24 protein-coding genes are annotated in these 23,803 nt (G+C 63.1%); 13 read left to right on the top strand and 11 right to left on the bottom strand.

Annotation, left to right across the window (positions count from 1 at the left end):
- Nucleotides 1-55: 55 nt before the first annotated feature.
- The gene (locus NKI59_RS13075) at nt 56-1,456 is read left to right on the top strand and encodes an FAD-binding oxidoreductase (RefSeq protein WP_023676040.1); all 1,401 of its coding nucleotides are present in this window, start codon (nt 56-58) and stop codon (nt 1,454-1,456) included.
- A 35-nt stretch (nt 1,457-1,491) separates the two neighbouring features.
- Here the strand turns inward: NKI59_RS13075 and NKI59_RS13070 are convergent, their stop codons facing one another.
- The 3 genes from NKI59_RS13070 to NKI59_RS13060 form a co-directional block, all read right to left on the bottom strand.
- Nucleotides 1,492-2,421 (bottom strand): pseudouridine-5'-phosphate glycosidase, encoded by a 930-nt coding sequence (locus NKI59_RS13070; RefSeq protein ID WP_023676041.1) that lies wholly within the window; start codon nt 2,419-2,421, stop codon nt 1,492-1,494.
- Between the two features lie 12 nt (nt 2,422-2,433).
- On the bottom strand, nt 2,434-3,543 hold the full coding sequence (locus NKI59_RS13065; protein ID WP_023676042.1) for a carbohydrate kinase: 1,110 nt from the start codon (nt 3,541-3,543) through the stop codon (nt 2,434-2,436).
- A gap of 242 nt (nt 3,544-3,785) precedes the next feature.
- Nucleotides 3,786-4,634 (bottom strand): MurR/RpiR family transcriptional regulator, encoded by an 849-nt coding sequence (locus NKI59_RS13060; protein ID WP_023676043.1) that lies wholly within the window; start codon nt 4,632-4,634, stop codon nt 3,786-3,788.
- Nucleotides 4,635-4,820: 186 nt separating this feature from the next.
- Here NKI59_RS13060 and murA point away from each other — a divergent pair, with 186 nt between their 5' ends.
- The 9 genes from murA (at nt 4,821) to NKI59_RS13015 (ending at nt 15,478) form a co-directional block, all read left to right on the top strand.
- Nucleotides 4,821-6,077 (top strand): UDP-N-acetylglucosamine 1-carboxyvinyltransferase, encoded by a 1,257-nt coding sequence (gene murA, locus NKI59_RS13055; RefSeq protein ID WP_352575540.1) that lies wholly within the window; start codon nt 4,821-4,823, stop codon nt 6,075-6,077.
- Entirely contained in the window at nt 6,074-6,964 is an 891-nt protein-coding gene (locus NKI59_RS13050; protein ID WP_023676045.1) for a glucosamine kinase nucleotide-binding domain-containing protein, read from the top strand. The genes murA and NKI59_RS13050 overlap by 4 nt, the downstream gene beginning before the upstream one ends.
- A gap of 185 nt (nt 6,965-7,149) precedes the next feature.
- The gene (murQ, locus tag NKI59_RS13045) at nt 7,150-8,073 is read left to right on the top strand and encodes an N-acetylmuramic acid 6-phosphate etherase (protein ID WP_023676046.1); all 924 of its coding nucleotides are present in this window, start codon (nt 7,150-7,152) and stop codon (nt 8,071-8,073) included.
- 99 nt (nt 8,074-8,172) lie between these two features.
- Entirely contained in the window at nt 8,173-9,693 is a 1,521-nt protein-coding gene (locus NKI59_RS13040) for an ABC transporter substrate-binding protein (RefSeq protein ID WP_352704639.1), read from the top strand.
- A 34-nt stretch (nt 9,694-9,727) separates the two neighbouring features.
- Complete coding sequence (locus tag NKI59_RS13035; protein WP_023676048.1) at nt 9,728-10,687, top strand: ABC transporter permease; 960 nt, start codon at nt 9,728-9,730, stop codon at nt 10,685-10,687.
- Nucleotides 10,687-11,526, top strand: coding sequence for an ABC transporter permease (locus NKI59_RS13030; protein ID WP_352704637.1), 840 nt, complete (start codon nt 10,687-10,689; stop codon nt 11,524-11,526). Before NKI59_RS13035 ends, NKI59_RS13030 begins: the two co-directional genes overlap by 1 nt.
- On the top strand, nt 11,523-13,271 hold the full coding sequence (locus NKI59_RS13025) for an ABC transporter ATP-binding protein (RefSeq protein WP_023676050.1): 1,749 nt from the start codon (nt 11,523-11,525) through the stop codon (nt 13,269-13,271). The genes NKI59_RS13030 and NKI59_RS13025 overlap by 4 nt, the downstream gene beginning before the upstream one ends.
- A gap of 69 nt (nt 13,272-13,340) precedes the next feature.
- The gene (locus NKI59_RS13020; protein ID WP_023676051.1) at nt 13,341-14,342 is read left to right on the top strand and encodes a serine hydrolase domain-containing protein; all 1,002 of its coding nucleotides are present in this window, start codon (nt 13,341-13,343) and stop codon (nt 14,340-14,342) included.
- Between the two features lie 5 nt (nt 14,343-14,347).
- On the top strand, nt 14,348-15,478 hold the full coding sequence (locus NKI59_RS13015) for an anhydro-N-acetylmuramic acid kinase (RefSeq protein WP_031211590.1): 1,131 nt from the start codon (nt 14,348-14,350) through the stop codon (nt 15,476-15,478).
- On the opposite strand, the gene NKI59_RS13010 is transcribed toward NKI59_RS13015, so the two are convergent.
- The gene (locus NKI59_RS13010; protein ID WP_023676053.1) at nt 15,479-15,907 is read right to left on the bottom strand and encodes a GNAT family N-acetyltransferase; all 429 of its coding nucleotides are present in this window, start codon (nt 15,905-15,907) and stop codon (nt 15,479-15,481) included.
- A gap of 49 nt (nt 15,908-15,956) precedes the next feature.
- The gene (locus NKI59_RS13005) at nt 15,957-17,138 is read right to left on the bottom strand and encodes an MFS transporter (protein WP_023676054.1); all 1,182 of its coding nucleotides are present in this window, start codon (nt 17,136-17,138) and stop codon (nt 15,957-15,959) included.
- Between the two features lie 48 nt (nt 17,139-17,186).
- Here NKI59_RS13005 and NKI59_RS13000 point away from each other — a divergent pair, with 48 nt between their 5' ends.
- The 3 genes from NKI59_RS13000 to NKI59_RS12990 all read left to right on the top strand — a co-directional run bounded on the left by NKI59_RS13000 (nt 17,187) and on the right by NKI59_RS12990 (nt 19,332).
- On the top strand, nt 17,187-17,726 hold the full coding sequence (locus NKI59_RS13000) for an Lrp/AsnC family transcriptional regulator (RefSeq protein WP_023676055.1): 540 nt from the start codon (nt 17,187-17,189) through the stop codon (nt 17,724-17,726).
- Between the two features lie 201 nt (nt 17,727-17,927).
- Complete coding sequence (locus NKI59_RS12995; RefSeq protein ID WP_352704635.1) at nt 17,928-18,404, top strand: dihydrofolate reductase family protein; 477 nt, start codon at nt 17,928-17,930, stop codon at nt 18,402-18,404.
- Between the two features lie 10 nt (nt 18,405-18,414).
- Nucleotides 18,415-19,332, top strand: a complete 918-nt coding sequence (locus tag NKI59_RS12990) for a sigma-70 family RNA polymerase sigma factor (protein WP_352704633.1) — start codon at nt 18,415-18,417, stop codon at nt 19,330-19,332.
- A gap of 75 nt (nt 19,333-19,407) precedes the next feature.
- On the opposite strand, the gene NKI59_RS12985 is transcribed toward NKI59_RS12990, so the two are convergent.
- The 6 genes from NKI59_RS12985 to NKI59_RS12960 are packed head-to-tail and all read right to left on the bottom strand — an operon-like array spanning nt 19,408 to nt 23,787.
- Nucleotides 19,408-20,667: an ABC transporter substrate-binding protein gene (locus tag NKI59_RS12985; RefSeq protein WP_352590317.1), complete on the bottom strand. Its 1,260-nt coding sequence runs from the start codon at nt 20,665-20,667 to the stop codon at nt 19,408-19,410.
- A 48-nt stretch (nt 20,668-20,715) separates the two neighbouring features.
- Nucleotides 20,716-21,144: a DUF4440 domain-containing protein gene (locus NKI59_RS12980; protein ID WP_023676059.1), complete on the bottom strand. Its 429-nt coding sequence runs from the start codon at nt 21,142-21,144 to the stop codon at nt 20,716-20,718.
- Nucleotides 21,145-21,152: 8 nt separating this feature from the next.
- A complete protein-coding gene (locus NKI59_RS12975; protein WP_352704631.1) occupies nt 21,153-22,208 on the bottom strand; it encodes an aldo/keto reductase in 1,056 nt (351 codons plus the stop codon).
- Nucleotides 22,205-22,564, bottom strand: a complete 360-nt coding sequence (locus NKI59_RS12970) for a TIGR04076 family protein (RefSeq protein WP_352472221.1) — start codon at nt 22,562-22,564, stop codon at nt 22,205-22,207. The genes NKI59_RS12975 and NKI59_RS12970 overlap by 4 nt, the downstream gene beginning before the upstream one ends.
- Nucleotides 22,565-23,053, bottom strand: coding sequence for a DUF3830 family protein (locus NKI59_RS12965; RefSeq protein WP_031211593.1), 489 nt, complete (start codon nt 23,051-23,053; stop codon nt 22,565-22,567).
- Complete coding sequence (locus NKI59_RS12960; protein WP_352505374.1) at nt 23,050-23,787, bottom strand: GntR family transcriptional regulator; 738 nt, start codon at nt 23,785-23,787, stop codon at nt 23,050-23,052. Before NKI59_RS12960 ends, NKI59_RS12965 begins: the two co-directional genes overlap by 4 nt.
- Nucleotides 23,788-23,803: the final 16 nt, after the last annotated feature.

Here is a 23,803-nt window from a genome sequence, read left to right as displayed (position 1 = left end):
AATCCTCAGCGGTCTTCGCGTGCGTTGCATCGATATCTGCGCGCCAATAGCATCCGTGAGCGCCCTCTCCTCGCGAACCGCCGAACTTCTGTCGCGACTTGAGGGTCGGCTGGATCGGTCGGCGATCGTCTCGGCAGATGAGGCCGGGCCGCGTTACAGGGAAGACCCCGACGGCAAGACGGGTGCGCGGCCGGAGGTCGTGCTGCGACCGCGCACTGCCGGCGAGGTGTCGGACATACTGCGCCTGTGCAATGAGGCGGGGCAGAGGCTTGTGGTCCAGGGGGGCCGGACCGGGCTTGCCAGCGGCGCTCGCATCCAACCCGGCGAAGCTGTGCTGTCGCTGGAGCGCATGACTTCCGTTGAAGCTCTCGACCGCGAGGCGGCGACCATCATCGCCGAGGCCGGCGCGCCGCTGCAAGCGGTGCAGGAAGCCGCCGATGCGGCCGGCTTGCTGTTCGGCGTCGACATCGGAGCGCGCGGCACGGCCACCGTCGGTGGCAATGTCGCCACCAATGCCGGCGGCATCCGTGTGCTGCGCTACGGCATGTACCGGGCGCAGGTGCTTGGGCTGGAAGCGGTGCTTGCCGACGGCAGTATTCTGACCTCGCTCAAGGGTTTGGCGAAGGACAACTCCGGCTACGATCTCAGCCAATTGTTCATCGGCAGCGAAGGCACGCTCGGCGTGGTCACACGCGCATGCCTGCGGCTGCATCCGAAGCCGGCCACCGAGATCAACGCCTTCTGCGCGCTTGCTTCGCTCGACGCGGCGATCACGTTGCTTGCGCTGCTCAGGCGGAAGCTCGGGCCCTTGCTGTCGGCCTATGAGGTGAATTTCGCACCGCTCTATGGCGCCATGATCGCCGGCATGGAGGCGCCGGCGCCGCTGCCCGCCGGCTCGCCCGTCTATGTGCTTGCCGAGATACAGGGCAGCGAGCCCGACCGCGACGGCGAACGTTTTGCCGCGGTGCTGATGCAGGCGGTTGAAGATGGCGTGATCGACGACGTGGTCGTCTCGCAATCGCCGCGCGAATTCCGGGCGCTCTGGGCGGTGCGAGAAGAGGCCAACCGTTTCCTGTTTTCGATGGCAGGCCTGATCGGCGTCGATATCAGCATCCCACTGGCGAGAATGGCGACTTTCCTGGGCGAAACAGAAGCCGCCATCAGGGCCGTCGACCCTGGCGCCGACATCTACGTCTTCGGCCATCTCGGCGATGGCAATCTGCATTATCAGGTCCGCACCGCGGATCCGGCGGCCGCATACGGCATCGTGTACCGCGGTGTTGCCACCGCCGGCGGTGGCGTTTCGGCCGAACATGGCATCGGCCTCGACAAGAAGGAATGGCTGCACCTTGTGCGCAGCGACGCCGAGATCGCGGCCATGCGCCGCCTGAAAGCAGCCTTCGACCCGAACAACATCCTCAATGCCGGGCGCATCTTCGACCTGGCGCCGGGCTGAAATCGAAGGCCGGTAGCGCTGGCCGGATACTGTCTCTATCTGGTCGCGCTCTTCAATTCCGCATGCGCAACCGCAATGCGGGCAGCAAGCGCGGCGTTGTTGCGGACCAGCGCGATGTTGGCCTTCAGGCTGCGGCCTTGCGAAAGCTCATTGATGCGTGCGAGCAGAAATGGCGTTAGTTCCTTGCGCCCGATGCCGCGCTTCTCGGCCTCAGCCACGGCCGCTGCGATCGTGCCGTCGATGAACGCCGGATCGAGCGCGTCCGCTTCGGGGATAGGGTTGGCGACGAGAATGCCGGTGCCGGATTCCATCTCGTCATGCAGCAGCATGGCTCGCGCGATCTCGTCGGGCGTGTCGAGGCGATGATCGGCCTTGAGCCCGCTGGAGCGGGTGTAGAAAGCCGGAAAATCATCGCTCCCATAGGCGATCACCGGCACGCGCTGAGTTTCCAGATATTCCAGCGTCTTCGCAATATCGAGGATCGACTTAACTCCGGCGCAGACGACGGTCGTGCCGGTTTGGCCGAGTTCGGTCAGGTCGGCGGAGATATCGAAAGTGGCTTCGGCGCCGCGATGCACGCCGCCGACACCGCCGGTCGCAAAAATGCCGATCCCGGCTAAAGCGGCGATCCGCATCGTCGCCGAGACGGTGGTTCCGGCCGAGCCGCCGCGCACCATGATGGCGGCGAGATCGCGCCCGGAAGCCTTGACCACGCCCTTTGCCGCTGCCAGCTCTTCCAGTTCACGGTCGTCGAGGCCAACCTTGATCTTGCCGGCGACCACTGCGATCGTGGCGGGCACGGCGCCGTTTTCACGCACTACGGTCTCGACACCACGGGCAGTTTCCAGATTGGCCGGATATGGCATGCCGTGGGTGATAATCGTCGATTCCAATGCCACCACCGCGCGGCCTTCATCAAGCGCAGCAGCGACTTCATCGTTCAGGTGGACAAGGAAAGGTTTCATATCATCTCGCTTTCAGGCAGGAATGCGGTACATGCCGGCGGCAAGGAAGCGCGGCGACAGATCGGGATGGACGCTGGATTCGCTCTCGGTGGTCAGTGTGGCAAGCAGTGCGCCGGTGCGCACGGCATGAGCGACCGGCTCACCCGAAAGCACCTTGTACAGAGTGCCGGCGATCATCGCGTCACCGGCGCCGGTGATGTCGACGGGCTGGGCCGGGACGGAGTGCATGTTCGTCACACCGCTCTCGGTCGCAACGGCAAATCCATGCGCGCCTACGGTCACGATCACCTCTCCGGCGCCGGCCGCGCGCAGCGCTGCCGCTGCTTCCTCCGGCGTCAGCCGCTTGTCGGCATCCGTCATGCCGAGCATCATATTGGCCTCGTCATGATTGGTGAATAGAAGATCGATGCCGGTCAGGTCCTTCGGCAGGCGCGCTGATTTCGGCGACGAGACCGCGTCGACGGCGAGCTTGAAGCGCGCGGCCTGCTTGCGCGAGATCAGTGCTGCGAGGGTCGCAGCCGGCAGATTGCAGTCGATGAACACCCATGTCGCCGAAGCCAGATGCGGCCAGAAGCGGTCGAGATAGGACGACGAAAACAGATCGAAGATCTCCATGTCGGCAATGCCGAGCACGAGGTCGTTGTTGCGGTCGAGGATGGCCGCGTATTCCGCCGTCGGCCGTTCCGCGGTGGTGATGACCTGGCTGACATCGGCGCCGAGGTCGCGCAGATGCCGCACCATTGAGCGGCCGGTTTCATCGTCGCCGACGATCGAGACGAAGCTTATGTCGACGCCGAGGCGGGCAAGGTTTTCGGCGACGTTGCGGGCAACCCCGCCGAAGCTGCGATAGCCGTCGACCGGGTTCGACGTCTCGAAAATCAGATCCTTCTTGGCGTGGTATTTGCGGTCGAGCACCGCGCCGCCGACGCAGACCATGCGCTTGGACGTCGGCAAGACGTAACCACGGCCGAGAATGTATCCCTTGTTGACGAGTTGCACGATGTGAGCCGCGACCGTCGAGCGGGCGATGCCGAGCACCGTTGCTATGTCCTGCTGGCCGGCGAATGGGTTCGCCGCAATGAGGTCGAGAACCGCTTGTTCCTGTGCTCCAAGGTCGTCCATTGTCTCACCCGGCCGTCAAATTCGAGGCTGAACGCTTTCGCAACAACAGATGACATTGTCAACATTTGTTTCGACCGGCGGCATTTGACCAATCGGCGCTCCCGCGACTCTCTGCCAGCCGGACGAAGAAAGCGGGTGAGCACATTGAAGAAAGCTATTTCACCAAGGAGGACGAAAGTTGCTCTTGTCGGCGTGCAGCGCCAGGGAGGAACTGAGGCCTTAACGCGAGACGGCGAAGAGCGCTAAGCCTTCAGCACCGAGACGGCCAATTCGCTGTTGTGGACGTATTCGTTGGCGTCAGGCTGCTTCTGCACGAGCAGGATGAACAGCAGGTCGGTCAGCGTCAGTTGTGCATCACGCGCAGTTATCGATGACGAGCGCGCGCGCTCTTCATCGGCGATCGTGTGGAGGCGAATGTCGGCAACCCGGCTCAGCGGATTGTCGCGAAGTCCGGTGACGGCGATAACGGTGGTGCCACGTTTGCGGGCAAGTTCAGCTATCCGCAGGGTTTCGATGCTCGCCCCGGAATAGGAGAGCGCGAACAGCACGTCACCTCGTCCAAGCGTCGAGACATTGGCCATTTGCACATGGCTGTCGCTGTCGTGCAGCACGTTGCGGCCAAGCTTCATCAGCTTGTAGGAAAAATCGCGCGCCACCAGCGAGGATGCGCCGACGCCGGCCAAATGAATGCGGCACGCACCGTTCAACGCTTCGAGGGCCTTGCCGATTTCCTGCTCGGTGTTGGCCGCGACGGTCTGTTGCATCGACAAGAGCTTGCTGCCGATCAGCTTGCGCAAGATGACCAGATAGCTGTCGTCGACCTCGATCGAACCGTGGATCATGCCGGCCGGCACGTGCCATTCCTGCGACTTGGCCTCACTGACGGCGAGCTTAAGCTCCTGATAGCTGGAATAGCCGAGCTTCTGGCTGAACTTGACGACGCTCGACTGGCTCCGGCCGATCTCGGCGGCAAGCGCCGCCGTCGACAGGCGGAGCATCTGGTCGGGATTATCGACGATATACCGACCGATCTCGCGGTCGCCGGGCGCCATGACTTCGAGCTTGGCCTCGATCTTCTTCAGGACGGACATGCGTTCCTCCATTGCCTGTCATCGACAATGCCAAGCCAAGGAATAAATTATTCCGTCTCTGATTGACAGCCAAGAATGAACCATCAAATCTCGACTGGTGCGGTTGCGGCCCAGCCTTCGGGCATGTCGACGATTCGGACATGAAAGATCGTAGACTCGCCGACAGCTCGGGATTAGGTCAGAGCCATGGACAAATTGCGGATCGTCGGCGGGCACAGGCTTGAGGGCGCGGTGACGATCTCCGGCGCCAAGAACGCGGCCTTGCCGCAAATAGCGGCGGCGTTGCTCAGCCCCTATCCGCTGCAGCTGACCAACCTGCCTGAGGTGACGGATGTCGACAACATGCTTGGCGTCGTCGGCCTTCATGGGGCCGAAGTCACCAGATCGGCGCATGCCGCCACAATCGATACCAGTGCTGCCGCTTCCAGGGAGACAAGCTACGATACCGTCAGGCGCATGCGCGCGACGGTGCTGGTTCTCGGTCCACTGCTTGCCCGCTTCGGCCATGCCCGGGTCTCGCTGCCTGGCGGCTGCGCGATCGGCGCACGGCCGGTCGACATGCATGTCGCCGCACTTGCCGCACTTGGCGCCGATATCGCGATCGAAAACGGACTGATCGTCGCGTCTGCGCCGGGCGGACTGAAAGGCGCGCGCATCGTTTTGAGCTCGCCGTCGGTCGGCGCGACCGAAACGGCGATGATGGCGGCGACGACGGCAAACGGCGAGACCGAGATCCTCAACGCGGCCCGCGAGCCGGAGGTGGCCGATCTTGCCGCCTGCCTGAACGACATGGGCGCGCGGATCGAGGGCGCCGGCACGCACCGCATCCTGATCGGGGGCAGCACAGACTGGCGCGCCGCCACGCACGACATCATCCCGGACCGGATAGAGGCCGGCACCTATGCCGTCGCAGCGGCCATCACCGGCGGTCAGCTCGAGCTGACCCACGCGCGGCTCGAGCACATGGCATCCGTCGTCCAGCTGCTCGAAGCAGCCGGTGTGAAGATATGGCCGGGCGACCGCGGGCTGATCGTATCGAGAGACGGGCCGCTCAAGGCGGTCGACGTGACGACGGAGCCCTATCCGGGCTTTCCGACCGATCTTCAGGCGCAGTTCATGGCGTTGATGTGCTGTGCCGAGGGCGCTTCGCTGTTGCGCGAGACGATCTTCGAGAACCGCTTCATGCATGTGCCTGAACTGATGCGGCTCGGCGCCAATATCAAGCTGCAAGGCACCATGGCGCTGGTGCGCGGAGGCGAGAAGCTGAAGGGCGCGCAAGTGATGGCGACCGACTTGCGCGCCTCCGTCTCGCTGGTGCTGGCAGCGCTGGTGTCGGAGGGCGAGACGACGATCAATCGCGTCTATCATCTCGACCGCGGGTACGAGCAGTTGGACCGCAAGCTCCGGCTGTGCGGCGCCCAGATCGAACGAATAAGGCAATGAGTGCCGGTGGGGCGTCTCCGCATTATTTCCTGGGCGTCGATGGCGGCGGAACCGGCTGCCGGGCGCGTATCGAAGACGAAGCAGGAACCGTGCTCGGGCAAGGCCTGTCGGGCCCGGCGACAACGCGACTCGGTATAGAGGTGGCCTGGGCCTCGATTGCCAAAGCCTTTGGCGCGGCGATCGAAGAGGCAGGGTTCGCGGCGGCGGAAATCGCCAGGATCCGCGCGGGTATCGGTGTTGCCGGCATCGGCCGTAAGGGTGCGCTCGAGGCGTTTCATGCCATCGAACAACCCTTTGCGAGCATCGACTTCGTCAGCGACGGCGTCGCGGCTTGCCTTGGCGCGCATTCCGGCCAGGACGGCGCCATCGTCATAGCCGGGACCGGTTCGATCGGGCTCGGCTTTGTCGAAGGGCGCGACCTGCGCGTCGGCGGCTACGGTTTTCCGATTTCCGACGAGGGCAGCGGCGCCGATCTCGGACTGAAGGCAGTGCAGTTCGCCTTGCGAGCCCATGACGGCCGGCATGAGCGGACGGCGCTGCTGGCCGAGGTGATGCAGCGCTTCAAGGACGATCCGTTCGAGGCGGTGGCCTGGATGGACCGCGCCAGCGCGACGGACTATGCCGCCATGGCGCCGATGGTGATCCGCCATGCCGACCAGGGCGATCCGGCCGGTCGGCGGATCGTGCAAGGCGCTGCCGAGCAGATCGACACCTTCGTGCGGGTGCTGTTCGAAAAAGGCGCGCCGCGGATTACGTTGCTCGGTGGGTTGTCCAGCCCGCTTGAGCCATGGCTCGCTCCCGACGTCCGCCGACGGCTGAAGCCGGCCGACGGCGATGCGGTTTCGGGAGCCATAATCCTGGCCAGACAATCCCTCTGCCGCCAGTGATGCCTTGCTCGGCAAGGAATATAATATTCCTACTTTCCGTTGACAGAGGGAATATCGAATTCTAAAAAGTTAACGAAACAGAACCGGCGCAGCCGGTACGGAGCCGACGGCCAGGTGCAGGCACTGGACGCCGCTTGCCGCGGGCATCACAGTCCTGCTCGCAGTCGCACTTGAAAGTAAGCGAAGTGGTCGAACAAGGGTTGATGTCGGAGCTGGAGCGGCTGATTTCCGAGGACCGGAACCCGAAAACCATGGACATCGATCTGTTGCCGACCCTCGAGGTGCTGCGCAAGATCAATGACGAGGACAAAGGCGTTGCGGCAGCCGTCGAGAAGGTCATCCCCGATATTGCTGCGGCCGTGGACCGGATCGTGAGCGCGTTCCAGAACGGTGCACGCCTTGTCTATATGGGGGCTGGCACCAGCGGCCGGCTCGGCGTCCTCGACGCCTCGGAATGTCCGCCGACCTTCGGCGTACCCGAGGACATGGTGGTGGGCCTGATCGCCGGTGGCGTCGACGCGCTGATGCACTCTGCGGAAGGCGCCGAGGACGATCCGAAACAGGGAATAAAGGCGCTGCAGGACATCAAGCTGACCGCTGGCGACGTGGTGGTCGGCATCGCTGTCAGCGGACGCACACCTTATGTGATCGGTGGCCTGACCTATGCCAAGGAAGTGGGAGCCACCACCGTGGCGTTGTCCTGCAATCCTCGATCGACCATTGCCGGCATTGCCGATATTGGCATCTCTCCGGTGGTTGGCCCGGAGGTCCTCACCGGCTCGACCCGGCTGAAATCGGGAACCGCGCAAAAGCTGGTGCTCAATATGCTGTCTACCGCCAGCATGATCCGCATCGGCAAGAGCTATCAGAACCTGATGGTTGACCTCAATCCAAGCAACAAGAAGCTTGTCGCAAGGGCGGTTAGGATCGTGATGCAGACGACCGGCTGCGCGGCACAGCAGGCACGACAGGCACTCGACCAGACCGGCAATGATGTAAAACTGGCAATCCTGGTGACGATCACCGGCATGGGTGTCGAAGAAGCACGTAAGGCGCTTGCCAACGCGGGAGGTTTCCTGCGCAAGGCGATAGGCGAAAAGACGGTGTAAGACCGCATGGATACTGGGCCGATGTTCCGGGGCGTGTGTCCCTTTGAAGCGGTCCGGGGAACTGCAAGGCATCTGGTTTAACAATAATGGGAGACGACAATGGTACGGCACATTGGCAAGAAACTGCTTACCGGCATGACGCTCGCGGCAATGGTTGCCATCGCCGCGCTACCGGTGCAGGCGAGTGCGGCGACGCTGCATATGGCGTGGTCGCAGGACGCCACCGGGCTTGATCCGCACAAGCAGACCGCATTCTCCTCACTGCGGCTGCTGGAGCTGATCTACGAACCGCTGGTGCGGCTCGACGCAAACCTGCAAATCACGCCCGCGATTGCCGATTCATGGCAGTTCTCGCCGGACGGCAAGGAGCTGAGCTTCAGGCTCAATCCGAAAGCAAAATTCCAGAACGGCGCCGCCGTGACCTCGGCCGACGTCAAGGCATCGTTCGAGCGCATACTCGACGAGAAGACGGGTGCTGCGGCGCGCGCGAACTTTCTCTCGATCGCCAGCATCGACACGCCCGATCCCGCCACCGTCGTGTTCCACCTCTCCCAGCCGGACGTGCCGATCCTGACGGCGATGAGCGACGTCAACGCGGCGATCGTCCCGGCAAGCGAAATCGCGGCCGGCTCGATCGGCACGACAACGATCGGCTCGGGTCCGTTCAAGCTCGAAAAATGGGATCCGAATTCCAAGGAAGTGCTTGTCGCCAACAAGGACTGGGCAGGCGGCGCGACCGGCGTCGACGGCATCGAAATCAGCGTGCTGCCGGACGAGACGGCGATCCTGGCGGCGATGCGCACCAAGCAGATCGATTTTGCCCTGCTCAACGATCCGCTTGTCGCCACGCTGGTGCCCAAGGAAGCCAGCCTGCAGTTGAACCGCGTGCCGGTGCTTGCCTATCACGTGCTGCAGCTCAATCCCTCCCGCAAGCCGATGACCGAACTCAAGGTGCGTCAGGCGATTTCCTGCGCCATCGACCGGCAGGAAGTGCTGGACACCGCCTCGCTCGGCGAAGGCAAGGTCACCGGCCCGCTGACCATCCCGGCACTGGCGACCGATCCGAAGCAGTTGTTCTGCTATAAGCGCGACATTGAGAAGGCCAAGCAGTTGATGGCCCAAGCCGGCTATGCCGACGGCTTTTCGGCGACCGTGATCGGCGCCACCGGCGAGCCGCCGACGGCAGCGGCGGAAGCCCAGGTCATCCAGTCGCAACTCGCAGAAATCGGCGTCAAGCTCGACATCAAGATGATGGAGCTCAACGTCTATGTCGACGCCTGGCTGAAGGGCGATTTCGACATGGCCGTCGCGCTGAACGGCGGCAGGGCCGATCCCTACACTATGTACAACCGCTACTGGACCAAGACGGGCAATCTGCAGAAGGTGGCGAACTATATCGACGACACGCTGGACAGTCTTATGCAGAAGGGCCGCACCGAGACCGACCCGGCAGCGCGCAAAGCGATCTTCGCCGACTTCGAGAAGCACATCACTGAGATGTCGCCCTGGATCTGGCTCTACACGTCCTACAGCTACACGGCCCAGCAGAAGAATATCGCAGGATTCGAACCGGTGCCGACAGGTTCGCTGTTCAGCCTCGCCAAGGTGACGATCCAGTAGCTGCTTTGATGCCGGACGAGAGGATATTCTTCGCGTGAACTATCTGATGCGGCGACTGGCGACCTTCCCTCTCGTCCTGCTTGGCGTGTCCATCGTGGTGTTCCTGGCGATCCGGATGGTTCCGGGCGATTCGATCACGGCAATGCTGGGGACCGAAGCCGGCCTGCTGACGCCGCAGCAGCGCGATGCGCTTGCAGCTTATTTCGGCATCGACCAGCCCTGGTTCATCCAATACTGGCGCTGGCTGCTTGGTCTTTTCCAAGGTAATCTCGGCATTTCGTCCACCTATGGCAGGCCGGTGCTCGACGTCATCCTCGAGCATTTCCCGCTAACGTTGGAACTCGCCCTGCTGTCGATGGTCATCGCCCTGCTTGTCGGCATGCCGGCGGGGATCTTTGCCGCCACCCATAACGAAAAGCTGTCCGACCTCGGCGTGCGCGTTGTCGCAATGATCGGGCAGTCGACGCCGAACTTCGTCCTTGCCCTGCTGATCATCTACACGCTGTCGGCGGGGTTTGGCGTTTTGCCGGCGATGGGCGAGTTTTCGCCGCTGTGGCAGGATCCGCTGCGCAATCTCGGCCAGCTGTTGCTTCCTGCGATCACGCTTGGATTTGCCTTCGCGGCTTCGGTGACCCGCATATCGCGTTCGGCGATGCTCGATGTGCTCAGCGACGACTATGTCAGGACGGCGCGCAGCAAGGGCGTTTCGGCGCGCGGCGTCATCTGGCGGCATGCTTTGCCCAACGCGCTCATCCCGGTCGTGACGCTGAGCGGCATAGAGTTCGGCTACCTCCTGGGCGGAGCTGTCATCGTCGAGCAGATCTATGCGCTGCCCGGTCTCGGCCGCATGGTGCTGGATGCCATCCTGCAGCGCGACTACGCGCTGGTGCAGGGAAGCGTGCTGTTCATCGCCTTCAACTTCATGATCGTCAATCTCCTCGTCGACCTCGCCTATGTCGCGCTCGACCCGCGTATCCGGCTAAGCGAGCACTGATGGCGACATTGCGGGCTATATTTGCGCATCCCAGCGGCCGCATCGGCGGTGCGATCGTTGCGCTTTATCTGCTGCTTGCCGTGCTTGGCATGCTGGGGCTGACGCCGCACAATCCGCTGACGCAGCACCGGGTCGAACGGCTGCATGCGCCTGATAGCACCTACTGGATGGGCACGGACCTATTCGGCCGCGATGTCGCAAGCCGGCTGATGACCGGGATCGGCCGGTCCTTCATCGTGGCCTTCTTTTCGGTCGCCGTCGCGACACTGGCCGGCACCGTGCTCGGGCTGGCGGCAGCCTGGTTCGGGCGCCGCTGGGACGGCCTAGTGATGCGCATCATGGACGTTGTGCTGGCGTTCCCGGCGATCCTGCTGGCGCTGCTGATCGTCGCGGTTGCGGGACCGGGAACCTCGACCAGCGTCATTGCCATCGCCATCGTCTACACACCGATCTTCACGCGCGTCGTACGAGGTCCGGCTCTGTCGCTCAAGGCGCGCGAGTTCGTCGACGCGGCCCGCACGTTCGGCAGCAGTGCGGGCTATATCGTAACACGGCATCTGCTGCTCAATCTGGTGGCGCCACTGACGGTTCAGGTGACGCTGGCGCTGGCCTGGGCACTGCTGACCGAAGCCGGCTTAAGCTTCCTCGGGCTCGGCACGCAGCCGCCCGCCGCGTCGCTCGGCCTGATGCTGAGCGACAGCCGCAATCTGATGGAGACAGCTCCCTGGCTGATGATCTTCCCGGGCGTGGCGATCATGATCGGCATCCTCGGTTTCAACCTGCTCGGCGATGCGTTGCGCGATGTCCTCGACCCGAAGATGCGGAGATCGATCGCATGATCTCGCTGCTGTCCGTCAGCGGATTGCGCGTCGGCTTCGGTCGCAACCCGCAAGCCAATGAGGTCGTGCGCGGCGTCAGCTTCGATCTCGCCGACGGCGAAACGCTGGCCATCGTCGGCGAAAGCGGTTCGGGCAAATCGGTTACGGCGCTGTCGATCAATCGCCTTGTCGATTATGGCGGCGGCCGCATCACCGGCGGGTCGATCAAGCTGAGGCGGGCCGACGGCAGCACCTTCGACCTGACAGCCGCAGCCGAGCCGCAATTGACGAAGATCCGCGGGGGCGAAATCGGCATGATCTTCCAGGAGCCGATGACCTCGCTCAATCCGGTGCTGACCATTGGCTGGCAGATCGAGGAATCATTTCGCCTGCATCGCGGCCTGACCGGCCGGCGAGCGACGGCGGCGGCCAAGGACGCGCTCGACCGCGTCCGTATTCCGGACGCAGCGAGGCGGTTGAAATATACGCCCAACCAGCTGTCGGGCGGCATGCTGCAGCGGGTGATGATCGCCATGGCGATTGCGTGCAACCCGCGCCTGCTCATTGCCGACGAGCCAACGACGGCGCTGGATGTTACGGTGCAGGCGCAGATCATGGCGCTGCTCGCCGAGTTGAAGCAGGAAACCGGGATGTCGATGATCTTCATCACCCACGACATCGGTCTGGTTGCAGGCATCGCCGACAAGGTGATGGTGATGCAAGGCGGAGAAGCTGTCGAGCAGGGCGCATTGAACCAGATATTGGACGATCCGCAGCATCCCTATACGCGGCATCTGCTGCATGCGGTGCCGCATTTCGCCGGCGGCGGTGCGACACGCAGGGACGCGCAACGCGAAAAGCAAAAAGCTGCCGAGCCGGCGCTGAAGGTCGATGGCCTCGTGGTGCGATTTCCGGTCAAGGGTGGTTTTCTCAGCCGTACCAGCGGTGCCGTCCATGCCGTGGACGGTGTGGATTTCGAGCTAATGCCGGGCGAGACATTGGCGGTCGTCGGCGAGAGCGGTTCCGGAAAGTCCACCACCGCCCGCGCGATTCTGGGGCTGGTGCGCTCGACGCGCGGCACAATCTCGGCCAGCGCGCGCAAGGCCGCCGCCGGGCAGAGCGCCCTTCCCGTGCAGATGGTGTTCCAGAATCCCTATGGCTCGCTCAATCCCAGACTCACCGTCGAAAACCTCCTCGCAGAGCCGGTGATCGCTACCGGCGGACGGATAACTGCTGAAACGCGGGCGAAAATGGCAGCGCTGCTGAAACGCGTCGGCCTTCCGGAAAACAGCCTGCAGCGCTATCCGCACGAATTCTCCGGCGGCCAGCGGCAACGCCTGTGCATCGCTCGCGCGCTGATGCTCAATCCTTCGGTTATCGTCCTCGACGAAGCGGTTTCGGCGCTCGATGTGTCGGTGCAGGCCAGGGTGTTGAAGCTTTTGATCGAGCTGCAGCGTGAATTCGGGCTGGCCTATCTGTTCATCTCGCATGACATGGCTGTCGTCGAGCGGATCGCCCATCGCATCGCGGTCATCTATGCCGGCCAGATTGTCGAGATCGGCGATGCCAGATCGGTGCTCTCGGAGCCGAAGCACTCCTATACCAAACAGCTTATCGCGGCCGTTCCTACTATAGACCGGCGGCATGAACGTTTCGAGCTGGACACGCGCCAGGTCCCCTCGCTCGTGCGTCCGCTGGGGTTTGAGCCGGGCCCGGCCAATTGGCAGCAATTCGGGCCGGATCATAGAGCACGGGTGGAAGTGTGATGATTGTCGCCCAAGGATATGAAAGGCCGGAGGGACAGCCCCATCGCTGCCTTCCAAACGGAGGCGTAGTTGATCGACCATGATCTCTTCTCCCGCGCATTCGCCCCGCTCGAAGCGGCCGTGACCGCATCGCGCATTCCGGGCGGCGTGCTCGGCATAGTTGACGGGGACGGCGAACGCATCGTCCGGGCAATCGGCTCAGCCCAAGTCGTGCCCAAGATACGGCCGATGCATGTCGGGACATGGTTCGACCTGGCATCCCTGACCAAAGTCATCTTCACCACGTCGCGTATCCTGGCGCTGGCGGAAGAAGGCGTCGTCGACCTCGACGCGCCGCTGATTTCCGTCCTGCCCGACCTTCGCCAATATGACGAAAAAGCCTGGGAACGGAACGTAACGTTTCGCCAGTGTCTCGGCCATCAGACACCGTTTCCCGCCGTCGCGCCAATCTACACCTATGGGCGTGACCCCGAGCTGCTGCGCGCCTTCATCCTGCAGCGCGAATGGCAGGCTGGCGAGCCGGTCTATTCCGATATCAACTTCATCCTGCTCGGCTTCGTCCTGGAGCGCCTGTCTGGCAAGACCATTCGCGACATAGATCCCGGTCCGGGCTTCGCGTTCTCCGCCGAACCGGATCAAGCGGCGGCGACCGAAGACTGCACATGGCGCCATCGCGTGCTCTGCGGCGAAGTCCACGACGACAATTGCTCGGCCTTGCAAGGTGCCGGTCACGCCGGCCTGTTCGGAACGGCGGCTTCGGTCCTCGACTTTGCGCAAGGGCTGCTGGACGGGACCGGCGCGTCGCAGCGTTCGATCGCGCTAATGCGCACGCCCTTGTCGGCAACCCGCACCCATGGCTGGGAGCGACCCTACGAAGGCTGGTCCGGCGGCCGGTTATGCAGCCCCGAAACCATCGGGCATACCGGCTTTACCGGTGTCGGGCTGTGGGTCGACTTCGACAAAGGCAGAGCCTGGACCTTGCTCACCAACCGGATCCATCCGACACGTCATTTCAACAGCGGGATCGCAGCGCTTCGCCAAGCGGTCGGCGATCTCGTCAACGGAGCCTGACAACCATGAATCCGAAAAATGGCGAACCCATGTGGGCCGTCGGCCTGATGACCGGCACCGTGCTGGACGGCAATATCGATGTCGCGCTGATCAAGACCGACGGCGAACGGATTGACGACTTCGGGATCTACACGCTGGCCCCCTACCCGCAGTCGATCCGGACCTTGCTGGAAGAGACGCTGCGGCAGGCAAGGAGCTGGAATTTCACAGGGCCGGAACCGGCAATCTTCCACGAGGCAGAGGAAGCGCTGACGCGCGCCCAGTCCGCGGCGGTCAAGGATCTGGTCGAAAGCCACGGGCTGACGATGGCCGATATAGGGGTCGTCGGCTTCCACGGCCAGACCGTGCTGCACCGTGCCCCGCAAGTGGGCCGACTGGGCCAGACCCGCCAGCTTGGCGACGGCGAGCTGATGCATGCCATCCTTGGCACCAGGGTCGCCTATGACTTCCGCTCGGCCGACATGCGCGCCGGCGGCCAGGGCGCGCCGCTGTCGGCCGCCTATCACGCCGCGCTGCTGCGCGAAGCCGACGCCACCGGCGACACGGCGGTGCTCAATCTCGGCGGCGTCGCCAACATCACCTGGTGGGACGGCACGGACAATGTTGTTGCCTTCGACACCGGGCCCGCCAACGCACCGCTGAACGATTTCATCAAATCGAAGGGGCTCGGCGAAATGGACCGCGACGGCGCCCTTGCCCGCGCCGGCACGGTCGACGAGGCACGGCTGGCCAAGCTCCTGCAGCATCCGTATTTGACCAAACCCTATCCGAAATCGCTGGACCGTTTCGATTTCGGCGCCTCGATGGCGGACGGAATGAACGCCGAGGATGGCGCAGCCCTGCTGACGGCCTTCACCGCGGCCGCCGTCGGCAAGGCGCTCGATCTTCTGCCGCGCCGGCCGAAGCGGCTGGTGGTCAGCGGTGGCGGTCGACACAACCCAACGATCATGGCCATGCTTGCCAGCCGCGCTGGCGTCGAAGCGGTTCCGGCCGAGGCGCTTGGCTGGAAGGGCGATGCGGTGGAGGCGGAGTGTTTTGCGTTCCTGGCAGTGCGCGTGCTCAGAGGCTTGCCGATCAGCTTCCCCAGTACGACCGGCGTGCCCCAGCCGATGCGCGGCGGACGCCTTGCCAGCTAACTAAGCCAACAATTTCTTCTGCAGGAAGATACGGCTGCGGCCAATGGGGAAATCGGCAAGCACGCCGAAGGGCAAATAGCCCTGGCGCTCATAGGCCTTGGCGGCCTTGGGATTGAACGTGTCGATCCAGGCGCCGTGACAGTCGCGCGCGATCGCCTCCCTCTCGGCCGCTTCGAGCATCCTGCCAGCCATGCGGTGACCGCGCAGTTTTTCATCGACCCAGAGCCATTGCACATAGAGCCAGCCCCAGGCTGTATATCCCGAGATGCCGGCGACAATAGCGCCGTGCTCATCGCGCACGAACACGGCCAATGCCTTCCTGCAGGAGGCGCCGACATCACTGTCGTTGAACGCCGCAAGCCGCTCTCCGAGAAAAGCCAGCTCGTGCGGCAAGGGATCGGCGGTTGTCTCAAGCGTTGTATTGTCCATCCACCAAGCATCTATCGAAGGACGGGACCGAGAAGCAAGCCTTGCTGCGCTATAGCTTCGGCGAACGCCACGCCGCTGCCGCAGCAGCGATTAGCATGAGCAAAGCTGCAATCACCGCCGATGCTGCAAAACCGAACGTGGAATAGAGCGGTCCGAACGCCGTGGTGCCGACGAACACCGCAAGATAGGTCACCGCGCTGTTCAAACCCATGATCGTGCCGCGACGCGCAGGGTCGAGCGCCGACAGGCGCATCACCAGGACGTTCAGCCCGAAATGATTGGCAAGGCCCCAGACGGCTATCACCGCTATGGTCAGATGAAAACTACTGCTTGCCGCGGCAATCACGACATAGACGACCGCGACAAGCAGATAGGCAAATGGCATGACACGCCGCGCGCCCAGGCGGTCGATAACGCCGTCAAGAAGTGCCGCCGCACCAAATCCGGCGCCATAAGCGAGCGCGGCCAGCCCGTTGGCGCTGACCGGCCGTCCCAAGCCATTGTGAAGGTGATCGCCAAGATAGCCATAGACACCGTAGAACGCGGTCATGAATGCGGCGCAGGCAACCAGAAGCGGCACTATGCCAGGGACGCTCAAGGCGCCCAGCGGCGTCGGCGCCGGGCCGCTCTTCCTGACATCGCTCAGCGACGTCAGCGCCAGGCTTGCCAATGCGAGTGCTGCGAGCACCGCGACCGCCGCGAAAACGGCGCGCCAATGCACCAGGTCGGCAAGTACGGCCGACAGCGAAACCCCGGCGACCATGCTCAGCGTCCAGCCGGTCAGCACGACGCCTATGGTGCCGCTTTCGCGGCCGGGCGGTGCAATCGCGGCTGAGCTGGCGTAGATTGCCGGCATGGCGACACCTGCAGCGATGCCGGCGAGAAGCTGGGCCGCGACCAGCGCCGTCACCGTCGGCGCAGCAGCGCTGGCGACGAGCGCTATCGCCAGCAGCAGCAACGCTCCTTGCAGCATGCGGCGGGCACCAAGCCGGTCGATATAGCGCGCCAGGAACAAGGCGCTTGCCGACGTCCCGAGCCCGAACGCGGCCGACGCGATCATAACCGCCGGCACGCTTGTGCCGAAGGACGCGGCCACCGCCGGCGCGATCGGACCGAGCACCAGCGAGTTCGAGCCGATCACGGCAATGCACCCCGTCAGCAGGTAAGCGAGTGCCGGGATTGGCGGCTTGGGGGCCGCTGCGAATGTAGCGACTTGATCAGTGTTCGACATATGGCAATAATGGCCGTATTAAATTCTGCATCAATCGGGAATTTTAATATGGATGAAGAAACAGATGGCATTCCGCAGAACAGGCCTGCCGCCCGCGATATCGATGCAACCGACCGAAAAATATTAGGCGTTCTGGTCGACGACGCCACGATCAGCTATGCCGAGCTCGGCGACCGCGTCGGCCTTTCACCGCCGGCAGCCCATGAACGCGTCAAGCGCCTCCGGCGCAGCGGCACCATCCGCAACACCGCGGCCATCATCGACCCCAAGGCGGTGCGCAAGCCGCTGCTCGCCTTCGTCCATATCGATACCAAGGGGTGGGGAAAGACGCCGGAGCTGATGGCGATCTCCGAGCACCCCGAAGTCGAGGAGATCCATTCGGTGGCCGGCGACACATGCATGCTGATCAAGGTCCGCACCGAGGACACGCGGGCACTCGAAGGCCTGCTGTCGCGCCTCTACGAAACGCCTGGCGTCACCTCGACCCGAAGCTATGTGGTCCTGTCGACCTATCTCGAGCGGCCAGTGCAGCCCGGGATAACGACGGAATGGCCGACCCCCCGGCATATGGCCAAGCCGCTTTATTAGCTCAAACGATTCTCACGCGTATCCAAAGTCGAACCGGAAACGTCTTAGGCACTGCATCCTGTGGTCATCCGTCGGGCCGGTTCGTTTGCGCCGGTTCTTGGATCCGACGGGATGCCTGTTGCGCAACCGGAGACACGCGATGAGAAAATTAATCGTAGGCAGCTTCATTTCGCTGGACGGCGTCATCGAAGCACCAATGGAATGGGCGTCACCGTTCTTCGACGAAGAGATGAAGAACACTCCTATGAAAAGGCCGGCGAGGCGGATTTTTTCCTGCTCGGCCGCGTCACCTACGAAATGTTTTCGGCGCGTTGGCCGCAGGTCAAAGGCAGCAAGTACATGGATCGCATGAACGGGCTGAAGAAGCTCGTCGCGTCGCGCAGCCTCAAGGAAGTGAGCTGGAACGCGTCGCTGATCGAAGGCGACATCGCTGCCGAAATTGCCAGGATCAAGCAGCAGGCCGGCGGCAACATTTTGAAGTACGGAGTGAGCAATCTCGACCAGACGCTGCTCGCCAACAGGCTTGTCGACGAGTATCAGCTCTCGATCGTGCCGACCCGCGTCGGACATGGCAAACGCGCTTTCCAGGATGTCGACCCGTCCCTGGTCAGACTGGAGCTTATAGATACCCACCGTTTCAAGAACGGCGTCATTACGTTGACCTATGTCCCGCTATGATCCGTATGCCATGAAGATGCAGCCAAGACTTGACCCGACCGGGCTTTTCGACGTCCGCTACGCCGGTTTTCTGGAGACAGTCGCGCATTTGCGTGGACGGCTGCACCGCTACTGTGCACGCATGACCGGTTCAACGCTCGACGCCGAAGACGTGATGCAAGAGGCGCTGTTCGAGGCCTATCGGAAGATCGAGAAGCTGGACGATGCGAGTGCTCTTCGCCCCTGGCTTTTTCGCATTGCACATAATCGCTGCATCGATTTTCTGCGAAGCCGGCAGGTGCGTCAGCATGCGGAGGCCAATTTCGCCGAAGACGAGATCATCCTGCCGGTCGAGCCGGCGGGCCAGGGCGCGGATCGCGCGATCGAACGGCTGGTGATCCACCTGCCGCCCAAAGAACGCGCCTGCGTCCTGCTCAAGGACGTCTTCGACTATTCGCTGGAAGAGATCGCCGACCTCGTCGGCTCGACCGTGGGCGGCGTCAAGGCTGCGTTGAGCCGTGGCCGTTCGAAATTGGCCGCCTTGTCAGGCGACCCAATCGTCCGTTCGGAGCCCCAACGCGATCCGGAATTCCTGGAATTGCTCAGCCGCTATGTCGAACTGTTCAACCGCCGCGATTGGGATGCGGTACGGGCGTTGACCAGCGCCGACGCACAATTGCGTGTCGCGGATTGCTTCAAGGGCAGGCTGTCGGAATCACCTTACTTCGTTGAATATGAAAGAGCCTCGACGACCTGGAAAATGGCGGTTGGCGAGATCGATGGCCAGGCGGTGCTGCTAGTGCTCCACCATGGCGAAAACGGTTGGAAGCCGGCCCATCCGGTTCGGATCGAAGCCGCCGGCGGGACCATAAATCGCATCGCCGATTACTATGCCTGCCCTTGGATCATGCCGGCGGCAGGTGCGGTGGTCGTTTCCAGGCCGGCCTAACCAGCGGCAGGACATGCAAGTGGCCGGCATCAACCTCATTGAAATGGGATCGACGCCGGACAAGACATAGGCGGCTTACTGAAGCTTCGCCTGCAGGGCGTTGACGTCATCCGTCGTCATTTCGCCGTCGGTCGTCACCTTGCCATCGACGATCTTCCAGAGGCGGAACGGGCCGGTGATGTCGCCGTATTTGTCGAAGGCGACCGGGCCGATGACGCCTTCGTAGCGGATCGGCTTGCCATCCTTGATCAGGCCGAGCGCCTTGGCGAACTCGTCCTTGCCGGCATAGATCGGCGTGCCGGCCGGGTCGACCGCCTTGTACATCGCGTCCTTGATCTTGGCCGGATCCTCGGAGCCGGCAATGGCGATGGCCAAGCCGACGATGGCGCCGGCATCATACGACCGGTCGGCCGCCGGGTTCGACGGTTCGATGCCCGAAAATTCCTTGTAGTTCTTGGTGAAATACTCGGTCGATGCGGTCGGACTGGTGCCGGAGGAAGTGCCGTACGCATCCTTCAGGTAATCCGCGCCAACGGATTCGATGAAGTCCGGGCTGTTCATGCCGTCATTGAGCAGGAATTTCTGGACACCGCCCTGCGAAATCCAGGTGCGGGCGATGGTTGCGCCGTCGACAGGCGTGCTGACGAGATAAAGCCCGTCGGGCTCGCCAGCCATCGCCGCCGTCACTTCCGAGGCATAGCTCGACTGCTTTTCATTGTAGGGCGTGTCGGAGACAATGGTGCCGCCGAGTGCCTTATAGGCGCGCGAAAATTCCGCCACCATGTTGACGCCGAAGTCGTTGTTGACGTGGATGACCGACAGCTTCTTGAAGCCTTTGTCGATGGCATATTTGGCGGCAGCGACGCCCTGCAGCGCATCAGATGTGATGGTGCGGAAGAAGATGCCGTTGGTCTTGCCGTCGCGCCCGAGCGCCGTCAGCGTCGGCGACGAGGAAGCAGGCGACACCTGGACTATCTTGGCCGGAGCGGTGACCGAGGTCAGGATCGGGATCGACACCGAGGAGATGATGCCGCCGATGATCACCGGCACCTTCTTGACCTGCACGAGCTGCGTCGCGGCGTCGACCGCAATGTTGCCCTGGCTCTGGCTGTCGCGCGTGTCGGTCGCGAGATCGCAGCCGCGGACGCCGCCCGCATCGTTGATGTCGCGGAAGGCCATCTCGACCGATTTGGCGCCGGCCTGGCCGTACTCGCCGGCCGGGCCTGTCAGTTCCATGACGAGGCCGACGGTGATCTTGCAATCGGCGGCTTGCGCTGCGCCGGCCGCTGTCAGCAGTGCGAGCGCGGTGGTGATCTGAAGTATGGTCTTTTTCATTGTTGTTCCCCTTTCGTTACACGACTCTCATTGATGTCTTGAGCCTGTTCAGCCTTCCGGCATCTGCAGCCAGGTTTCATGCAGATGTCGCCATTCGACGCCGTTGGGCGCCGATGAACTGGTGGTGAAAACGGCACTCGAGCGGCGGCGGCTATGTTTGCCGGCGCGCTGCTGCGCTTCGATGTAGCTGACGACGATCGTGTCGCCTTGTTGCCAGCCGGCCCGGATTTCCTCGATCGAGATGGTGAAATCGCCGTCACAAGTGGCGCGGCTTGCCCTGACATGGTCGAGCACCGCGTCACGATCGAGGACCTGGCCATCCGGCACAACCATGCAGAAGCCTTCGCCCATGACGCGTTCGAAGCGCCTGAAATCTGCATTGTCCGCACTCGCCGCATTGAACCAGTCGACGAAGAAGCGGTGGAGATCGACCACCTCGGCGCTGGCGCGGGAAAGCAAGGAGGGCTTTTCGTCCATGGCCGCGTTCATTTCCTGCCTGCATTCAAATTGTAATGCATGATCGAGCCGTGGCGGCCGTGACGGTCGCGTTCCAATGTGTAGACGTCGCCCAGCGGCCCACGGCTTTGCGCGATCACGGCAGCGATCCTCGCCCGGTCGTCGGCATCGAGCGCGACGTCCATGATTCTGGCATTGGCAAGGGCGTGCGCCTGGTTGCGGGCGCCGACGATGACGGCCGCCACTTGCGGCTGCTCCAGCACCCAGGCGCTGGCGATGGTGGCGATATCGACGCCGTGGCGGTCGGCGACGGCCTTCAGTGTGCGAAGCAACTCCTGGAAAAGCTCCCAGCCACCAAAGTCGTCAATGATCAGCTTGTATTTGACCAGCGATCGGTTTTCGAGCGGCGTCTGCGGCTCGGCAGCGCTAAGCCATTTTTCGCTGAGGAAGCCGCCCGCCACCGAACCGTAGCAGAGGAAACTGACGCCATGCCGGCTGGCGAGCGCTGCAAGGCTGTTGGCTGGCCGCTGGTCGAGCACCGAGTATTGCAATTGCTGGCTGACCAGCGGCACACCGGCGGCCAGGATCTCGGCCAACCGCGGCGTGTCGAAGTTCGTGGTGCCGATGTTGCGCACCTTGCCTTCCCTGCGGATTTCGTTGAGCCAGCCCATCGCTTCGACGTAGCCGGGCAGCGCATAGTCCCACCAGTGGAACTGCACGAGATCGAGCCGCTCGGTCTTCAGCCGCCGCAGCGACTGCTCGACGATGCCTCTGATGTAGTCGCGGCTGATATTGGAAAGCCTTTCCAGGTCAGGCACCAGCTTGGTGTGCACCTTCATTTTGGTGGCAGCGTCGAGGCCACGCTCATTGGCAAGGCGCAGGCGCGCCGCGCCGATCAGCTCTTCGACACCGGTATAGATATCGGCGCAATCATAGGTCCTGATGCCGGCGTCGAAGGTGGCGATCAGGTCAGTTACCGCCTGTTGGCGGTCGATCGCGCCGTGCCCACCGGCAAGCTGCCAGCCGCCGCGAATAACGCGCGAGATCGTATAGCCGGGGCTGAGCTCGAAAGCCTTGGCGGTCATCTCCGGTCATTCTCCTTCGGCAGCGGCACCGCCGTCGTTTCGGCATGGCTGAACCGCCGCTTGCCGGTCCTGACGATCCGGAGCCGGCTGGCACAATTGGGATCCGGACAAGCGATCTCGGCGTCCGACGTCATCCAATCGTTCCTGTGGGTCGGGCGCTGCTTTGCGGCCAGAAGCGGCAACACCGCCGCAATGGAATAGATCGAGAAACCTTGCCCCGCCGGCATCGACAGCATCTCGCCCTTCAACTCGAAATAGTCGCCGGGCTTGGCGCCGCAATAGATCGGCTTGCCCTCGGGGATAACCGCCTCGACGCGAAGGTCGAAGAGTTCGAAACTGTCGTCGGTCTCAGCCATTCAGATCTCCACCCGGGTGAAGGTGATGTCGCAGGCACCGTTGCGGCGGATCACGCCACAAGCGGCTGCGAATTTATCGCGATCCTCAGGCACCACCTGCGCGACGACGCTTCCGGCAAGCCAGCCGATCGGGAACAGCAGGCGTGCACCCGCTCCGTAGAACAGGCCGACGTCAAAGATGGCATTCGGGTTGCCGCCCCACATGCGCGGCGGCACGTAGGACAACACGATGTCGCCCGGCTGCGGCGTCAGCGTTGCGTTCTCCGCCGGCAAGGGCCTGGCATAGGTTTGGCCCTCAAGTTCGGCTGATGGAACCGGGCAGGAGATTTCCGGCCCCGTCCACATAGCATGGATGCCGGCAACGACGCGCGGCTGCTCGAGATACGCCAGCAGGAAGGCAGCGTTGTCGGGCGCCTTTTCAGGCAACAGCAGCGCGGTCACGGAAAGCATCGAGTGTGGCTCGGTGATGTTGATGCCAGGCACCGTCATGCCCTCAATCCTTCCTTGCTTGTGGATTGGAGCTTGTCGCGCAGAAAGGCGAAGGGCCGGCTGATGTCGGCCACCAGCGCCTCGCGCGCCGCTTGCGCATCCTGCCTGGAAAGCGCTGCGACGATGCTGCGGTGGTAGTGGGCCGTATCGACCTCGCCGGCGTCGGAGAAGGCGTAAATGGCAACGCGGATGCAAGGCCCGGATTGCAACCACAGGCTCTCGATCATCGGGATCAGCACGGCGGAACCGCAGCAACGGTAGATCTCGAAATGGAAGCTCTGGTTGAGCGTGGCCTCGCGGTCGATATCCTTCTTGTGCTTCAGCGCCCGCATCTCGTCCCACTCGCCGAGCATGGCTTCGACCGAAGCGATCTGGCGCGGGTTCATGCGCGTGGCGGCCAGCGCGATCGCTTCGCCCTCGATCAGAGAACGGGCGCGCAAGAGGTCGTCGATGCGCTCCAGCGTGATCGGCGGCACGCGCACCGAACGGTTGGGAAGCGCCTCCAGTGCCTTCTCGGTGATCAGCCGTCCGAGCGCCTCGCGCACCGGCATGGTGCTGGTGACCAGCGCGTCGGCGAGGCCGCGGATGGTCAGAACCTGGCTCGGCTCGAAAAGGCCGCCGATCAAGGCGCGGCGCAGCTCCGAATAGACGCGATCCTGCACGGTCTCGCGGCCGACCGGCGTAAGCTGGGCTGCGATCATCTCATTGTTCTTTTCGATGGCGGCCTTCTGCATAGGCAATCCCGGTCTT

The organism is Mesorhizobium sp. M0598 (assembly GCF_040320865.1).
Taxonomy (GTDB): domain Bacteria; phylum Pseudomonadota; class Alphaproteobacteria; order Rhizobiales; family Rhizobiaceae; genus Mesorhizobium.
The sequence above is the reverse complement of the archived record's forward strand: the minus strand, read 5'-3'. Positions and strand labels throughout refer to the sequence as shown.

Excerpts from the sequence above, each read along its gene's own strand:
- NKI59_RS13070 (WP_023676041.1), bottom strand. The coding sequence starts at position 2,421 with ATGAAACCTTTCCTTGTCCACCTGAACGATGAAGTCGCTGCTGCGCTT.
- NKI59_RS13065 (WP_023676042.1), bottom strand. The coding sequence starts at position 3,543 with ATGGACGACCTTGGAGCACAGGAACAAGCGGTTCTCGACCTCATTGCG.
- NKI59_RS13060 (WP_023676043.1), bottom strand. The coding sequence starts at position 4,634 with ATGTCCGTCCTGAAGAAGATCGAGGCCAAGCTCGAAGTCATGGCGCCC.
- murA (WP_352575540.1), top strand. The coding sequence starts at position 4,821 with ATGGACAAATTGCGGATCGTCGGCGGGCACAGGCTTGAGGGCGCGGTG.
- NKI59_RS13050 (WP_023676045.1), top strand. The coding sequence starts at position 6,074 with ATGAGTGCCGGTGGGGCGTCTCCGCATTATTTCCTGGGCGTCGATGGC.
- NKI59_RS13040 (WP_352704639.1), top strand. The coding sequence starts at position 8,173 with ATGGTACGGCACATTGGCAAGAAACTGCTTACCGGCATGACGCTCGCG.
- NKI59_RS13030 (WP_352704637.1), top strand. The coding sequence starts at position 10,687 with ATGGCGACATTGCGGGCTATATTTGCGCATCCCAGCGGCCGCATCGGC.
- NKI59_RS13025 (WP_023676050.1), top strand. The coding sequence starts at position 11,523 with ATGATCTCGCTGCTGTCCGTCAGCGGATTGCGCGTCGGCTTCGGTCGC.
- NKI59_RS13015 (WP_031211590.1), top strand. The coding sequence starts at position 14,348 with ATGAATCCGAAAAATGGCGAACCCATGTGGGCCGTCGGCCTGATGACC.
- NKI59_RS13010 (WP_023676053.1), bottom strand. The coding sequence starts at position 15,907 with ATGGACAATACAACGCTTGAGACAACCGCCGATCCCTTGCCGCACGAG.
- NKI59_RS13005 (WP_023676054.1), bottom strand. The coding sequence starts at position 17,138 with ATGTCGAACACTGATCAAGTCGCTACATTCGCAGCGGCCCCCAAGCCG.
- NKI59_RS13000 (WP_023676055.1), top strand. The coding sequence starts at position 17,187 with ATGGATGAAGAAACAGATGGCATTCCGCAGAACAGGCCTGCCGCCCGC.
- NKI59_RS12995 (WP_352704635.1), top strand. The coding sequence starts at position 17,928 with ATGGGCGTCACCGTTCTTCGACGAAGAGATGAAGAACACTCCTATGAA.
- NKI59_RS12990 (WP_352704633.1), top strand. The coding sequence starts at position 18,415 with ATGAAGATGCAGCCAAGACTTGACCCGACCGGGCTTTTCGACGTCCGC.
- NKI59_RS12985 (WP_352590317.1), bottom strand. The coding sequence starts at position 20,667 with ATGAAAAAGACCATACTTCAGATCACCACCGCGCTCGCACTGCTGACA.
- NKI59_RS12980 (WP_023676059.1), bottom strand. The coding sequence starts at position 21,144 with ATGGACGAAAAGCCCTCCTTGCTTTCCCGCGCCAGCGCCGAGGTGGTC.
- NKI59_RS12975 (WP_352704631.1), bottom strand. The coding sequence starts at position 22,208 with ATGACCGCCAAGGCTTTCGAGCTCAGCCCCGGCTATACGATCTCGCGC.
- NKI59_RS12970 (WP_352472221.1), bottom strand. The coding sequence starts at position 22,564 with ATGGCTGAGACCGACGACAGTTTCGAACTCTTCGACCTTCGCGTCGAG.
- NKI59_RS12965 (WP_031211593.1), bottom strand. The coding sequence starts at position 23,053 with ATGACGGTGCCTGGCATCAACATCACCGAGCCACACTCGATGCTTTCC.
- NKI59_RS12960 (WP_352505374.1), bottom strand. The coding sequence starts at position 23,787 with ATGCAGAAGGCCGCCATCGAAAAGAACAATGAGATGATCGCAGCCCAG.